General features: G+C 67.4%; 14 protein-coding genes and 1 pseudogene. 7 read left to right on the forward strand and 8 right to left on the reverse strand.

Going from position 1 to position 13,678, the window contains the following annotated elements; translation table 11 throughout:
- Positions 1-305: 305 nt before the first annotated feature.
- Positions 306-1,409, forward strand: coding sequence for a tyrosine-protein phosphatase (locus J2853_RS04035; RefSeq protein WP_307555092.1), 1,104 nt, complete (start codon positions 306-308; stop codon positions 1,407-1,409).
- 127 nt (positions 1,410-1,536) lie between these two features.
- On the opposite strand, the gene J2853_RS04040 is transcribed toward J2853_RS04035, so the two are convergent.
- Both J2853_RS04040 and J2853_RS04045 read right to left on the reverse strand, forming a co-directional pair.
- On the reverse strand, positions 1,537-1,965 hold the full coding sequence (locus J2853_RS04040) for a hypothetical protein (RefSeq protein WP_307555094.1): 429 nt from the start codon (positions 1,963-1,965) through the stop codon (positions 1,537-1,539).
- Between the two features lie 321 nt (positions 1,966-2,286).
- Complete coding sequence (locus J2853_RS04045) at positions 2,287-3,174, reverse strand: hypothetical protein (protein WP_307555096.1); 888 nt, start codon at positions 3,172-3,174, stop codon at positions 2,287-2,289.
- A 341-nt stretch (positions 3,175-3,515) separates the two neighbouring features.
- Here J2853_RS04045 and J2853_RS04050 point away from each other — a divergent pair, with 341 nt between their 5' ends.
- Positions 3,516-4,721 carry a vanadium-dependent haloperoxidase gene (locus J2853_RS04050; protein WP_307555097.1) on the forward strand — a complete coding sequence of 402 codons (1,206 nt, stop codon included), beginning with the start codon at positions 3,516-3,518 and terminating at the stop codon, positions 4,719-4,721.
- Here the strand turns inward: J2853_RS04050 and J2853_RS04055 are convergent.
- Entirely contained in the window at positions 4,705-5,241 is a 537-nt protein-coding gene (locus J2853_RS04055; RefSeq protein ID WP_307555099.1) for a VOC family protein, read from the reverse strand. The genes J2853_RS04050 and J2853_RS04055 overlap by 17 nt on opposite strands.
- Positions 5,242-5,350: 109 nt before the next feature.
- On the opposite strand from J2853_RS04055, the gene J2853_RS04060 reads away from it, so the two are divergent.
- Positions 5,351-5,602, forward strand: coding sequence for a type II toxin-antitoxin system Phd/YefM family antitoxin (locus tag J2853_RS04060; RefSeq protein WP_089207040.1), 252 nt, complete (start codon positions 5,351-5,353; stop codon positions 5,600-5,602).
- Entirely contained in the window at positions 5,602-6,024 is a 423-nt protein-coding gene (locus tag J2853_RS04065) for a type II toxin-antitoxin system VapC family toxin (protein WP_307555102.1), read from the forward strand. The genes J2853_RS04060 and J2853_RS04065 overlap by 1 nt, the downstream gene beginning before the upstream one ends.
- Positions 6,025-6,051: 27 nt before the next feature.
- On the opposite strand, the gene J2853_RS04070 is transcribed toward J2853_RS04065, so the two are convergent.
- From J2853_RS04070 to J2853_RS04085, 4 genes are all read right to left on the reverse strand, one after another.
- Positions 6,052-6,600 (reverse strand): phenylacetate--CoA ligase family protein, encoded by a 549-nt coding sequence (locus tag J2853_RS04070; protein ID WP_307555104.1) that lies wholly within the window; start codon positions 6,598-6,600, stop codon positions 6,052-6,054.
- Between the two features lie 572 nt (positions 6,601-7,172).
- Complete coding sequence (locus J2853_RS04075) at positions 7,173-7,424, reverse strand: hypothetical protein (protein ID WP_307555106.1); 252 nt, start codon at positions 7,422-7,424, stop codon at positions 7,173-7,175.
- Positions 7,425-7,601: 177 nt separating this feature from the next.
- Positions 7,602-8,159, reverse strand: a complete 558-nt coding sequence (locus tag J2853_RS04080; protein WP_307555109.1) for an anthrone oxygenase family protein — start codon at positions 8,157-8,159, stop codon at positions 7,602-7,604.
- Positions 8,156-8,986: an SDR family oxidoreductase gene (locus J2853_RS04085; RefSeq protein ID WP_307555112.1), complete on the reverse strand. Its 831-nt coding sequence runs from the start codon at positions 8,984-8,986 to the stop codon at positions 8,156-8,158. The genes J2853_RS04080 and J2853_RS04085 overlap by 4 nt, the downstream gene beginning before the upstream one ends.
- A 124-nt stretch (positions 8,987-9,110) precedes the next feature.
- Between J2853_RS04085 and J2853_RS04090 the strand changes: the two genes are divergently transcribed.
- The 3 genes and pseudogenes from J2853_RS04090 to J2853_RS04100 form a co-directional block, all read left to right on the forward strand.
- On the forward strand, positions 9,111-10,001 hold the full coding sequence (locus J2853_RS04090; RefSeq protein WP_307555113.1) for a LysR family transcriptional regulator: 891 nt from the start codon (positions 9,111-9,113) through the stop codon (positions 9,999-10,001).
- 328 nt (positions 10,002-10,329) lie between these two features.
- On the forward strand, positions 10,330-12,003 hold the full coding sequence (locus tag J2853_RS04095; protein WP_307555114.1) for a metallophosphoesterase: 1,674 nt from the start codon (positions 10,330-10,332) through the stop codon (positions 12,001-12,003).
- A 75-nt stretch (positions 12,004-12,078) separates the two neighbouring features.
- Positions 12,079-12,255: pseudogene (locus J2853_RS04100) on the forward strand (transposase); the annotation flags it as partial.
- 51 nt (positions 12,256-12,306) lie between these two features.
- Here the strand turns inward: J2853_RS04100 and J2853_RS04105 are convergent.
- Complete coding sequence (locus J2853_RS04105) at positions 12,307-13,113, reverse strand: alpha/beta fold hydrolase (RefSeq protein WP_307555117.1); 807 nt, start codon at positions 13,111-13,113, stop codon at positions 12,307-12,309.
- Positions 13,114-13,678 lie beyond the last annotated feature (565 nt).

Raw genomic sequence — 13,678 nt, forward strand, 5'->3', positions numbered from 1 at the left:
CGTGGCCTGCCGCCGTCGTCGCCCCGCGAACGCCGGGTGATCACCTGGCCCTCCGGTCCGACCGCCGCCCAGAGCGCCGCGCTGCCGGCGCGAGACATCCTCGCGGACGCGGGCGCGCCGACCAGCGCGTGACCCACCCCGTGGGTCACGCGGCGAGGCCGCGCCTGCCGGCCCGGTGCCGCGACGATCCCCTGCCGGGGAGTTCGGACAGGACCGAACGCCGACCAGAAGAGTTCATCCTTAAAGTACTTCCTTTTTTCTTGTCCGATAGATCCAGTTACTGTACGACCGTAACGTCGATCGACATGTTGTCGATGCATCGCACCCGTGCCGCCCGTCTCGCCACCGCAGTGCTGGCGAGCACCCTGCTGACCGCGGCCGGGGCCGCGGCTCCGGCCTCCGCGGCGGCCGTCCACAACCCCGTTCACCAGCGGGCGGAGCAGCACATCCCGTTCACCGCCGCCACCGTCACCCAGAACGACAACGGCACGTACACCATCACCTGGAACACCTCGAAGGTCCAGCGGGTCACGGTTTACGCGGGGACCTCCCAGGACCGGATCTCACACAAGCACCCCGTGGCGACCGGCGCGGGCCGGATGACGGTCACCGTACGCGGGCTCGGCGCGGCCGACCGGTGGTGGTTCGAGCTGGTGCCCGACCACGGCCACCCGCTGACCCTCGCCGATCGCTCCCTGCACCTGGCCTCCGCCCCGAACCTCCGGGACGCCGGCGGCTACCGCACCGCCGACGGCAGCTGGGTGCGCATGGGCGTCCTCTACCGCTCTGGCGACCTGAGCAAGCTGACCGACGCCGACATGGCCAAGCTCACCCGGCTCGGCCTGCGTACCGTCTACGACCTGCGCACGCCGTCCGAGCAGAGCGCCAGCCCCGATCGGCTCCCGCGGGGCGTCAAGGCCGTGACGGCCAACGTCACCGGCACCACCGACACCGGAAACGTGTCGATCCCCACGCCCGAGGCGGCCGTCAAGCTCATGACCGACGGCGAGAAGGCCATGGTGTCCTCGGAATCCGGCCGCGCCGCCTACGGCTCCCTGCTCACCGCCGTCGGCCACGGCAGCGGGCTGCTCTACCACTGCACGGCCGGTAAGGACCGCACCGGCTGGGCCAGCGCCGCCATCCTGACCGCGCTCGGCGTCCCGAAGAGCACCGTCATGCAGGACTACCTGCTCAGCAACACCTACCGGGCCGCCGAGAACGCCGCCGCGCTGGCCCAGATGCCTGAGGCGCAGCGGCCGATCTACAAGCCCCTCATGGACGTGCGGAAGGAGTACCTGGACGCGGGCTTCGCCGAAGTCAAGGCCAAGTACGGTTCCTTCGACCGATACCTGGACAAGGCGCTCGACGTCAGCGCTCGCGAGCTGCGCGAGCGGCTGCTCGTCGATTAACGGGGCCTCGGCGGAGGGGACCCGCCGGACGACACCGTCGCGGCGTGCGTCGGGCGGAGTCACGTCAGGGATCCCGGCTATGCCGATCAAGGGAGGCGCGTGACGCGATCCGTCGAACCCGTGCGCTCTACGGCTTGCCGCCGATGGCGCACGCCCGGCACGGGGGTCGCCCGCACGTGCACTGCATGATGGCGTCGAGAACATCGTGGTCGTGGTACAGGCACTGATCGTTGCAGGTGTGGCGCGGAACGAATCCGGCCTGGATCTCGTCGGGCCACGGCTCCTCGCCCTCGCGGCAGCGGACGAACTGCTCGGGATCGACCGAGTGCAGCCCGTGCAGGCTCGCGCGGGCCTGGGTCTCCAGCCCCCGGGCCTCCGTCGCTATGGCCTTGAGCTGGGCGGCGAGACTGGAGTACCGATCGTCGCCGGTCCGCACATGCGCGGCCCGCAGCGCCATCGCCGCGTTGACCATGAATCGGCCGGCGTCCTGGAGGTCTGTGGTGTGGTGCATCTGTATGCCTGTCACGCCACGTACCCACACGGCGTCGTTGCTCATTGATCAACCTTTCGATGTTGCAGGCGCTCGAACTTGTCCTATTTTGCCCCATTTTGGTAGTTATGTCCATATTTGGGTAAATAGGAGGATAGTTGTCTTTTGCTGTTCTTGGGTGCCTGCCGGTATTCGTACTCCGCGGGGCCGGGTTGCCCGTTGCCCGAGTCGGACCACTCCGGGGTCGACTGAATCGGGGCAGCCGAGGCGCCGCCTGAGCTGTGAACGCGCCGAGCGTGTTCTGTCGACGGACGATCAGCAGCCGGGTCTCGGCGATGCTGTCTCCGGGTTCATGTTCCACGAGTCGATGCCGATGCTTCAACGGCTCTATGGCTCCGGGTTCAGACACGTCCCGGTCTCGTGCGCCTGGTCCGGCGGTGGGGAGTCGATGAGCACATCGCTGCCCCAGTCGGTGAAGTCGACCTCGAATACGGCGCTCTTGGGCTGGTTGTCCTCGGCCATGGGATGGGTCGAGGTGAGGTGCACCCGACGGGGAAGCCGGTCCGGGCCGACCCACAACTGCCAGGAGATTTGTGTCGAGTCGTTCCGCTTGCGAAATTGGGCGGCGATCACGGGGTCGTCGTGTGGAGCCGCGTTGATGAACTCTGTCAGCGAGCTGTTCCCGGAGTGCACGACGGTGGCGACTCCGTCGATGGTCTCCCCCGAAGAGGGGGCCGGGGCCGTCAGTTTTCGCAGCACCTCGGGTGAGATGAGGTTGCGTACGCCGAGCGAGCCGATGGCGCGCAACGGTTGCTCGCACCGGGGGCTGTGGCCGTGAAGCCAGGACTTGCCCGCGGGAACGTCCTTCCGATCAGCCCGGTATTCGTAGGTGCCGGAGCCTGCGATCGTGATCGTCCTGGTCGTCATGAAGGACAGGTCGGTCGGGACAAAGCCTTTCAGCTCATCGGGGACATTGGTCCGGTAGTAGGTTGCGGTCAAGTCGGAGGCGGTCGCGCCGAGGACTCCCGTGGTACGGCTCTCGCTGTATTCGCCGATGTTGACCAGCGCGACGAAGTCGTCCTCCGCTGCTGGAGGGGTGGACACGTTCTCGCCGTAGTCCAGGCGGACGAGCCTGGCGACCTTCACACCGGTCGAGCCCTTCATCCGCTGAGTCACCGCCTCGGCGGGCGTTCGCGCCGTGACCGCATCGCCGCCTCCGCAACCGGCCGTAAGGGCGAGCGCCAAGACGATCGTTGCAATCCTCGGCAAAGCCACCCGGTGATCATAAGGGTTGCCTGGCGAGACTTCCGATGACAGCAATTCGGCGCTCAACAAAACTCAACGCGATCCTGGTCATGAAGCTGCCGAAACCCCGTAGGTTCCGTCGTGAAGACCTTCATTCACGCTGAACCCGCAGCGAATCCGGGGCAAGGTAGAAGATCGCTTTGGACCTGTTCCTTATCCGTTATTCGGTCGTTGGGCTGCTGTGACGGGTGAAACCGGCGTAGTACTTTACTCGCATGTCTGACTTAAGTGGTGCAAGGTTGACCGCTGGCTTACGCCGGAAAGCCGTCAGGGTGGCCGTAGCGGGGATCGTTGCCGGGTCGCCGATTTGCTTGAGTTCGTCGGTTGCGTACGCGTCGGACGGGGCACCGCGGGCCAACGCCGTCGTCGTCTGGGACAGGAACGCCCAGACCGCCATGTGGGACGTCGCCCAGCAGCAGCCGCCGGAGCAGTCCCGTAGCGCTGCCATGGTGCACGGGGCCATTTACGACGCGGTGAACGCGATCGCGGGCACTCCGTACCAGCCGTATCTGACCACGCCTCGCGTCAAGGGGGCCGCGTCCATGGACGCGGCCGTGGCGAGCGCCGCATACCGGGTACTGAGCGCGTTGTTCCCCGATCAGCGGGAGAGGCTGACGACGCAGTACGACGAGGCGCTGGCCGGGATTCCGGCCGGCGGTTCCAAGCAGCGTGGCATCGCGGTCGGCGATCAGGCCGCCTCGGCGATGATCGCGGCGCGGAAGAACGACGGGGCCTACGGTGACCAGACCTGGGCCGTGGGCACCGAGCCCGGTCAATGGCGGCCGACGCCTCCCGCCTTCGCCTCGAGCAGCGCCTGGATCGCTCACCTCAAGCCGTTCCTGATCCCCAGCGGGTCCATGTTCCGCACCTCCGGCCCGCCGACGCTCACCGGCAAGCGCTATGCCCAGGACATCAACGAGGTCAAAAAGGTCGGCTCGAAGACCAGCGCGGTCAGGACCGAGGACCAGACGCAGGCCGCGATCTGGTGGCAAGACCGGAATGGGGGCGACTGGGAGATCAAGCGCCAGCTCGCGACGACGCAGCGGCTCAGCACGCTCCAGACGGCGCGGATGTACGCGATGGTGAATCTGTCCAAGGCCGATGCCACGATCGCCTGCAACAGCGAGAAGGCGGCCTGGCACTTCTGGCGGCCGATCACCGCGATCCGGGAGGCCGGCACCGACGGCAACCCGGACACGACACCCGATTCCGACTGGGAGCCCCTGCTCGACACGCCGCCGCATCCTGACTTCACCTCCGGGCACACCTGTTCCACCGGGGCGAGCATGTCGTCACTGACGCACTTCTTCGGCCGGGACGACCTGTCCTTCAGCGCGTTCAGCCCCGACGCGGGCGCCACCAGGGCCTACCACAGCTTCTCGCAGGCGCTCGCCGAGGTCATCGAGGCCCGGGTATGGGGTGGCATTCACACCCGCTCGGCTGATGTGCAGGGGGCGAAGATCGGCAAGCAGGTGAGCGCGTACATGGGGACGCACTACTTCAAGCCAAGGACCTGAATTTTCGGCTGCGATGAAACCCGGGTGAGGGCGTCGTGAAACCCGCGGAAGTTGGCGCTGCGGGAGGCCTTTCGGGTGCTGCGGGGACGCGGGATAGCCGTGATGACGTGCGGAAAAGGCGCCAGACCACGTCGAACTCGTTCCCCTCGGGATCCACTGTTGCCACCGCATAGTGATCAACCCCGGGCTGCGACAGCACCCGCACAACGGACGCCCCCGCCTGGACAAGCCGCTCCGCCTCGGCATCCACCCGCGCTTTCCGGGTCTCCAGCGGTACGTCCTCCCGCTTGCCGCCCACCTTCACATCCAGGTGGAACCGGTTCTTGATCACCTTGCCCTCAGGCACTTGCTGAAACCAGACCCTCGGCCCGTACCCCTCGGGATCGACGATGCTGTCGGTGCCGTCCCCTTCGCCCAGCTCGTCCTCCGGCACTCCGATACTGCGCCAGTAATCCCGCCACGTGTCGAATCCACCCGGTGGCGGCTGCACCGTGTACCGCAGCGCGCCCGCGTACAACATGAGTTAAGGCTGTGATTTCCGGGTCAGCATCGATCGAGCGGCGCTTGTGACTGTATGTGATCTTGTATTGCCTTAGTCTAAGTCTAGACAGACTAGACAGGGGGTCTTCATGGGCGGGTGGCAGGTTCAGGAGGCGAAGCAGCGCTTCAGCGAGGTCGTACGGCGGGCGGTGAGCGAGGGTCCCCAGGTGGTCACCCGGCACGGAGAGGAGGTGGCCGTGGTCATCGACATCGCCGAGTACCGCCGCCTCAGGGGCGAGACTCCCGACTTCGGACGGTTCCTTCTCGCCGCCCCCGACTGGGACGACGACATTGAGTTCCCTCGGAACCGAGACCTTCCCCGAGAGGTGGATTTCGACTGATGGGCATCGGCTACCTGCTCGACACGAACGTGGTCTCCGAAGCACGCAAGCGAAATGGGAGCCCGCACGTCAAGGACTGGATAGGCGGGACTCATGGGCCCACGCTCTACCTCAGCAGCCTGACGGTCGGTGAGATCCGCTGCGGGGTCGAGCGCCGCCGACGCAGCGACCCCGCACAGGCGACGATTCTGGAGCGCTGGCTCCACGGGCTTCACCGGCAGTTCAGCGACCGCATCGTTCCCGTCACCTCCGAGGTCGCGGAGGAGTGGGGGCGCCTGAACGCCGTCCGCCCGCTCCCCACGGCAGACGGTTTGATCGCCGCGACGGCCAGGGTGAACGGGTGGACCCTGGTCAGCAGGAACGTCAAGGACTTCGAAGGGGCGGGCGTGTCCGTGGTCAATCCCTTCGAGCTGCTGCACTGACGAAAGAACGCGTGGCCTGACGAGTGATCACGCTCGGGTGTGACGGTGCTTGGCGCCGGGCGGGAAGTACTCGGGGTGGCCTATCTCGCGGAGACGGATGACCCGGGGCTGTTTCGCCGAGGGGACGTAGTTGGCGAACTCGCTGTTGAGGCGGCGTAGCCGGGTCGGGATCGAGAGCCCGATGAGCTCCGCGGTCTCGTCGGAGTCGTGCAGGCCGGGCGTCGGCTCGACCGTCACGGTCGGCTGCCGGTCCCGCTCGGCGTCCTCGGCCACCTCCAGGACGAATTTTCCCGTCACCATGGTGCTGACCTCGGGTTGCTCCAAACCGATGGCGATGTTCTCCGGATAGATGTTGGCGCCGTAGTAGGAGACGGTGAAGTGGCTGCGGCCGAAGACGTAGGCGAAGGGCAGGGCGGGGCCTTCCACGCGGGGGTGGAAGCCGTGCTCGTGGAGGAAGTCGAGCATGCGGTCGTGGGGGACCAGGCCGCCTTCGTCGGCGATGTGGTAGCGGATGAGGGGGATTCCGTTGTCGCCGGAGAAGAGCAGGGTGCCGTTGTGTTCTTCGAGGAAGCGCACTCGTGGGTCGTATTGCACGAGGGCCGGCAGGCGTGATTCGCCGAAGAGTTCTTTGGCTGTTTCGGGGTGGTCGGCGGATCCGGATGGACGGTGGGGTTTCGTTGCCGAGGACGCAGGCGTCGGCGGTGTCGTACAGGGAGGCGGTGTCGTGGCTGGGGTTGGTCGTCGCGGTGCGTTCGGCGATTAGGGTGCGCCATTCCTCGCGAAGACCTCGCCGGCGGTGATTGGTTTGACGGAATAGTCGGCCCAGGGCAGGTTCTGGGCTGTGCCGCTGTCGATGACGTCTTTGAGGAAGGGTGGATAGCCGAGGAGGACGACCTGGTCGAAGTGTGGTGCCAGTTCCGGGATGACGCGGAGGGTCTCACGTTTGTCGCTGCCGGGGTGATGGTGATGACGGGGTAGCCCTTGGCGGTGAGGTGGCGGCGGCGGTTGAGGGTGAACAGGCCGCCGACCCAGGTGCCGAGGACGAAGCGGGTGACGGCGAGGGCCCTGCGTTCGGTGGCCTGGAAGGCGTCCCGGAAGACCTGGTCGAACCGTTCTGCGATCACCTGCTCGTCGGCCGTCGAGCGTGGTCAGGATGACGGGGTGCCGGTGGAGCCGGAGGACAACGCGATCATGTCTCCGATGGTGCCGTTCCGGCAGAGGCCGGGGAGGGGATGGGGGCGGGTGCAGTTGTCCTTGGTGGTCAGCGGTAGCCGTACGAAGTCCTCGTAGGTCTTGACCTGGTCGGCGGTTACGCCGTGCTCTGCGAGAAACGCGCCGTAGGCGGGCACCGAGACCGCCCCTCGATGGAACAGCTCAACCACGCCGTTGCGGCGATCCATCCGCCGGATGTACGGCCTCCACATCCGGTCCGTCACGTGGGACCGCGCGTCAGATTTGGGGCCCGCGCCCCCAAACCCCAGGTGGTGGCCTGCGAGCCCTCACACCCCAGACGCTCCCCTTCCCAAGCGGTCTGCGCGTCAGGCGCCGGGGGTGTTGGGCCTCGAAACGCGTGGTGCTCAGCCGACCGAGGTCTGGTGCATTTCGTAGGGAGTGGTCGCCGGTGATGTCTGCTGGCTTGCCGACGACAGGCGGTGGGCGCCGAACACGATCAGGGCCCAGGCCAGGCAGCCGAACGCGGCGGTGTGGAGGAGAGCACGGATGATGTTCCAGAACACCCATGTGCTCTCGAACTGCTCGCGTGCGGCGGCGATGTGCTTAGCGTCCGCCGCCTTGGCGAGTTGGTCGTTCAGTGGGACGTTGACGCCGCCGGTGATGAAGAACGCCACCAGGTAGAGCACGAACGCGGCGATGATCCACGGTAGTGCGGGCCCGCCGTGCCCGCGCCAGGCCAGGACGCCGGCCAGGGCGATGAGCGGGATCGATCCCATGAAGAGCAGCATGAAGGTGGGGTTGAGGATGGCCTTGTTGATGTTCTGCATCGCCTCGACCATCGTGCGGTCGGAGGAGCGGCTCAGGCCCGGCATCACTGAGTAGGCGAAGGCCGCGAACAGCCCGGCCATCAGGCCGGCGCTGATGGTGCAGGCGAGGAGTGTGACGGTCTGCAGGAGTTTCACATGTTGTCCTTGCGATTCCAGATGCCGGTGGCGGCGGTGTCGCAAGTGTAGTCGGCGAAGTCGCGGGGGGTGCGGCCCAGGGCGCGTTGCACGCCGTCGCCGAGGTGGGCGTTGCGGCCGTCCATGACGGTGGTGAACAGGTATCCGAGCAAGTCGACGATCTCGGCGGGCACGCCCTCGGCGGTCAGCGCGGCGGCGTAGTCCGCCGCGAGGACCGGGGTGAAGGTGATGTCGCGGCCGGCCGCCGAGGCGATGGCGGCGACCGCGTCGGCGAAGGTGAGCAGGCGAGGGCCGGTGACCTCATACGTCTGACCGGCGTGTCCCTCACCGGTGAGCGCCGCGACCGCCACGTCGGCGATGTCGTCGGCGTCCACAAACGGCTCGGAGATGTCACCGACGGGCAGCAGGACCTGGCCTTCCAGCACGGGCTCCAGCAGGTAGTTCTCGCTGAAGTTCTGGTTGAACCAGCTCGCCCGCACGATCGTCCAGTCCGCCCCGGAGGCTTGAACCGCCTTCTCCGCCGTCTGCGCCTCCTCTTCGCCCCGGCCGGACAGCAGCACAAGCCGACGTACGCCGGACCGCGCCGCGAACGCGGCGAAGTCGCCGACCGTCTCCGCGGCGCCCGGCACCGCCAGATCCGGGTAGTACGACACGTACGCCGTCGTCACGCCCTGCAACGCCGGGCCCCAGCTCGTCCGGTCGGTCCAGTCGAAGGGCAGCCCGCCGTGGCGCGAGCCGATCCGCACGGGAAGATCCTTGGCGGTCAGCCGCTTGACGACACGTCTCCCGGTCTTGCCGGAGCCGCCCAGAACCAGAGTCATGGCCATGTGAGTTCTCCCAGATGATCGAAGTTTTCCAACCCCTAGACGATCTCTGTACGGTGACGCCGGAACAACCTGCGGCTGGGCAACGTCCGTTGCCTGAGCGGAAATGATCACAAGGGGGATCGGTGTGGAGCAGCCGGATGCACGGACCTTTCTGACGCTGGCCGAGGAACTGCACTTCGGCCGGACGGCCGAACGTCTGCATACCTCGACCGCCCAGGTCAGCAAGGCCGTCAAGAAACTTGAGCGGCAGGTCGGGGCGCCGCTGTTCCAGCGCAGCAGCCGGAAGGTGACACTGACCCCGATCGGGGAGCGGCTCCGCGATGACATCCTGCCGGGCTACGAGCTGATCCAGACCGGCTTCGCGCGAGCGATCGCCGCCGGTCGCAGCGTCGGCGGAACGTTGGGGGTGGGATTCATAGGCGCGGCGGCCGGCATGTTCATGATGGAGGTGGCCAAGGAGTTCCAGGATCGGTACCCGGACTGCGAGGTGCGGATCAAGGAAAGCCTGTACGGCGACGGTGTCGAGCTACTACGCCGGGAGGAGGTCGACGTGCTGTTCGTCGGGCTTCCCGTCATCGAGGCCGACCTCACCGTGGGGCCGGTCCTGACCCGGGAGAAACCGGTGCTGGCCGTGTCGGCCCGCCATCCCTTCGCAGGCCGTGATGCGATCTCCTTCCAGGACCTGGCTCGCACCACCCTGCTCAGCGCGCCGGTGACACTTCCGGACTACTACGATGCGTCGCTGGTACCACAGCAGACCGATGACGGCAGGCCGATCGTCCGCGGCCCGGCGTTCGCCACGACCGAGGAGATGCTGGCCCTGGTCGGCGCGGGCAAGGGCACCTATCCGGTCCCCGTCCAAGCCGCCCGGTTCTACGCGCGACCCGATGTGGCCTACGTCCCGATCCACGATGCGCGGCCCTTCGAGTGGGCCCTGGTCTGGCGCAGTACCGGCGAGACCGCCTGCGTCCGCGCTTTCAACCAGGCAGCGCAGACACTGACCGTCCTTCCGTAGGGACACGTGATCCACCAGGATCCCCACCACGCTGGTCCAGGGCCACGTGTTCAGCGGTCGCACCTCAACGGGCCCGGCCCACGGGGTCACTCAGCCGGAGCGGGCGGTGGCCGCCGACGAGCCGGTGTCGTGAGCAGGGGTACGACCTCGAACACGCTGGTGAGTCCGCCGATGTGTTCGAGGCATCCTGTCAAGCCGGCCGATGTCACGTTCCAATGACGTCAAACGAACCTCATCGCGCCGACGGCGAGCAGGAGCGCGGCGTTCACTCGCAGGTCGATCATCGCCGACAGGCTGTGGACACCAGTTCCTTCTCCATGGAGACGACGTGTCGCTTCGCACCTCCCGTACCCGCTACCTGTTCGCCGCCGCGGCGACGCTGGTGGCCCTGATCTCGGCCGGTGGGGCTGCCACCGCGCAGACCATCTCCACACAGGCCATGTCCACGCACGGTGGCCAGTCGACCCCCAGTCACACCGTCTGGCGCGGTGACTTCGACGCCAACAGTGCCGCTTGGACGGTCCAGACCGACGGCACGGCCGCCGACTGGCGCGGTTGGAGATTAACCGAGCGCGACGCGTGGTTCGCCGCCGCCACGCCGGCCGGCGTCGGCTGCGACCCGGACCAGGACGCCCCGCTCGACCCGCGCTGCTTCCTCGACCAGCGCAACCAGTTCTCTCGGTCCCGCGGCGTGATCGCGGTCGCCGACAACGGCATCGCGGCCGCCAAGGGCGCGACCGTCGACGCGGCCAACCCGGTCACCACCACGCTGGCCAGCCCCGGCGTTCCGGTTTCCGGACAGCGCGAGCTCGAGCTGGTCTTCTCTTCGCATTACCGGCAGGCGCACAAGGCCGTCGGCCGGGTGACGGTGTCCTTCGACGGCGGGGCGGAGACCGAGATCCTGCGCTACTCGGCCGCCCGGATCAGCGCCAACGGCGGCGGCGACGTGATCTCCGGCCAGGAGGTCGTCAAGGTCGAGGTGCCGAACCGGGCGAAGACCGCCGTCTTCCGCTTCGGCTACACCAGCAACCGGCCCCAGCTCTTCTGGGCCGTCGACGACGTGGTGGTCCGCACCCCGCTGGCCCCGCTGTCGGGCAAGGCGAAGGCGACGACGCTTCAGGTGTTCAGCGACGTCCAGGGCGAGGGCCTGCCGTACCTGGACGGCGCCCTCGACCTGCTGCACCGCGAGGCCCCCAAGGCCGAGGCGATGCTGCTCGCCGGCGACGTGATCAGCGGCCCCAAGGAGAACAACCAGGAACAGCAGGTCCAGGAGTACAACGAGGTCAGCTCGATCTTCGCCGATCAGAAGCACCTGCCGACCTTGCTGCCCGCGATCGGCAACCACGACGTGCGCAGCTCGGTGCTGACCCGCAAGCAGCAGGTCGACAACTTCGTCGCGTTCGCCAACAAGTGGGGCGCGAAGATCTCGAAGCCGTACTACGAGAAGGTCGTGGGCGGGGTGCCGATCATCGTCCTCGGCGCGGAGGGCACGGGCACCGACCCGAAGCAGCAGGACATCAGCGACGAGCAGGTGGCGTTCCTGGCCCAGCGGCTGGCGTACTGGTCGGCCCAGCGCAAGCAGGTGGTGGTGATGGGGCACAATCCGTTCGCCTGGACGGTCTCCGGCACGTACGGCGAGTTCTACGGCAACGGCCCGCGGGTCGAGCAGCTTGAGCAGATCATCGGCCGCTACCCCAACGTCATCTTCCTGAGCGGGCACAGCCACTGGTCGCCGACCCGCCGGGACTGGTCGGCGCGGGTGCGTACCACCGGTGGTGACCTGGACGGCTTCACCGCGATCAACACCGGGGGGCTGGCGATGGAGTTCGGCCCGAGCCCGGACAACCCGTGGGACGAGGACTCGATGACCGACCGGCCCGAGTCGCCGAGCGCGCTGACCATGGCCGTCTACCCGGACCGGACGGTGGTGCGCGCGTTCGACGTACTCACCGGTGAGCAGATCAACGAGGTCGAGGTGGCCAACCCGCTCTACCGCGGCTGACCGCACCGGCACGGAGGACGACGGAACCCGGCCCGGTAACGACCGGGCCGGGGTTCCGGCACAGCCGCGACCGCCCTGCATGCCTTCAACCGCGGCCTCGAACAGGACCGCGACGCCGTCCGGGCCGCCGTCACCATGCCTTTCCACAACGGCGGCACCGAAGGCGTGAACACCAAGACCAAGCGCGTCATGCGCCAGATGCGCGGCCGAGCGGGCTTCACCTTGCTCCGCCACCGCATCCTCTTGGCCTGACGCTCCGTCACCACCGAAAGGGAGACAGAGCCGAGAACCGTACAGTCCCCTTCAGCGGCGGACGATGATGTCCATGAGCCGTTCCGGCGCGCGCAGCGGCAGATAGTGATCAGCCGCAGCCACGATCTCCAGGTGCGCACCGGGAATGCCCTCGGCGAGTCGGCGGGCGATCACGCCGATCTCCGAGTGATCGTGATCGCCGACGACGACGGTAGTGGGCACCGTGACCCGCTCAAGGAGCTCAACGGCGCCTACCTCCGAGAAGCGGACGTGGCCCTTCTCGGTGGCCGCCCGCACCTTGGCGTTCTCGGTGACCATGCCCGCGATCGCCGCGTATCCCGGCGCCCGGTCGCCCAGCGAGGCCCATACTGCGAGCTCCATCCCGGCCAGGCGGTCGGCATCGTTCCCGCGGTCCGCCGCCGTGTAGGCGTCCATCTCGGGAGACTGCGGCCAGTCGTGGCCACTGGCCGACGCCGCGACGAGGATCAGCGATCGCACCCGTTCCGGATGCTCCAACGTGAAATCGAGCGCGACCTCGCCGCCCATGCTCGGCCCAACCAGTGCAGCGCGCTCGATGCCAAAGTGGTCGAGGACCGCGAGCAGGTCCTCCTCGTAGCGGAACGGCGCGGTCGGCAGCGTCGAACGGCCCAGGCCTCGCGCGTCGTACCGGATCGCGGTGCGGTGGAGCGCGGGTTCAGGGAAAACGCCGTCCCACAGGCGGCTGTCATGCACGGAGCCGTGCAGCAGGACCATGGGTGCTCCGTTGCCGGACTTCTCGGCCCACAGGCGGCCGTCACCGGAGACGGGGATGCACTCGATCGTCCTAGGGCCGATTCGATCACGCTCGTCCTGCTCCACCTCGAACGGACATCCCCTACCAGACCGTCACACAATGTGATAGTCGGCTACGCGGAAAGGCTCGTCGGTCGGCGTAGAGCGACTGGAGGTTTCGTTCTATACCTTGTGTCGAACGCATAAAGCGATCGTTTGATGACTTAGGGTGGTATTCATCTGATGAGGCCTCATCATCAACACTCGCACTCTGAAGCACCGTAGTGACGGCATTCACACCAGGACACCTATCGTCGGCCCGTGCCACACGGATACGCGGACTTGCGCCATCAGAAGGAACCGTATGTTTTTCCATACTCACCGCGTCGCCTTGGCCATGGCCGGCGCGGCCTGCGCGATCGTCGTCCCGGTCGTCCTCGGACTCCCCGCACACGCCGACCCCGCCCCGAGGCCGGTTCCGAACCTGAAGCCGGTCCCGGTTCCGAACCTGAAGCCGGTCCCGGCTCCAGACCTGAAGCCGGTCCCGATCCCGGGGCCGACCTTGACCTCGCTCCCGACCATATGGCGGCCTTGGACCCCGAATCCGAGCCCAAGGTCGATTCGGTCGCTACCACCGGTTCCGGTCCTTATT

The sequence above is a fragment of the Streptosporangium lutulentum genome, from assembly GCF_030811455.1.
GTDB lineage: Bacteria > Actinomycetota > Actinomycetes > Streptosporangiales > Streptosporangiaceae > Streptosporangium > Streptosporangium lutulentum.

What these genes read in the sequence shown, in the direction of transcription:
- J2853_RS04055 (WP_307555099.1), bottom strand. Translation starts at nt 5,241, where the DNA reads ATGTTGTACGCGGGCGCGCTGCGGTACACGGTGCAGCCGCCACCGGGT.
- J2853_RS04075 (WP_307555106.1), bottom strand. Translation starts at nt 7,424, where the DNA reads ATGGATCGCCGCAACGGCGTGGTTGAGCTGTTCCATCGAGGGGCGGTC.
- J2853_RS04085 (WP_307555112.1), bottom strand. Translation starts at nt 8,986, where the DNA reads ATGGCCATGACTCTGGTTCTGGGCGGCTCCGGCAAGACCGGGAGACGT.
- J2853_RS04035 (WP_307555092.1), top strand. Translation starts at nt 306, where the DNA reads ATGTTGTCGATGCATCGCACCCGTGCCGCCCGTCTCGCCACCGCAGTG.
- J2853_RS04065 (WP_307555102.1), top strand. Translation starts at nt 5,602, where the DNA reads ATGGGCATCGGCTACCTGCTCGACACGAACGTGGTCTCCGAAGCACGC.
- J2853_RS04060 (WP_089207040.1), top strand. Translation starts at nt 5,351, where the DNA reads ATGGGCGGGTGGCAGGTTCAGGAGGCGAAGCAGCGCTTCAGCGAGGTC.
- J2853_RS04040 (WP_307555094.1), bottom strand. Translation starts at nt 1,965, where the DNA reads ATGAGCAACGACGCCGTGTGGGTACGTGGCGTGACAGGCATACAGATG.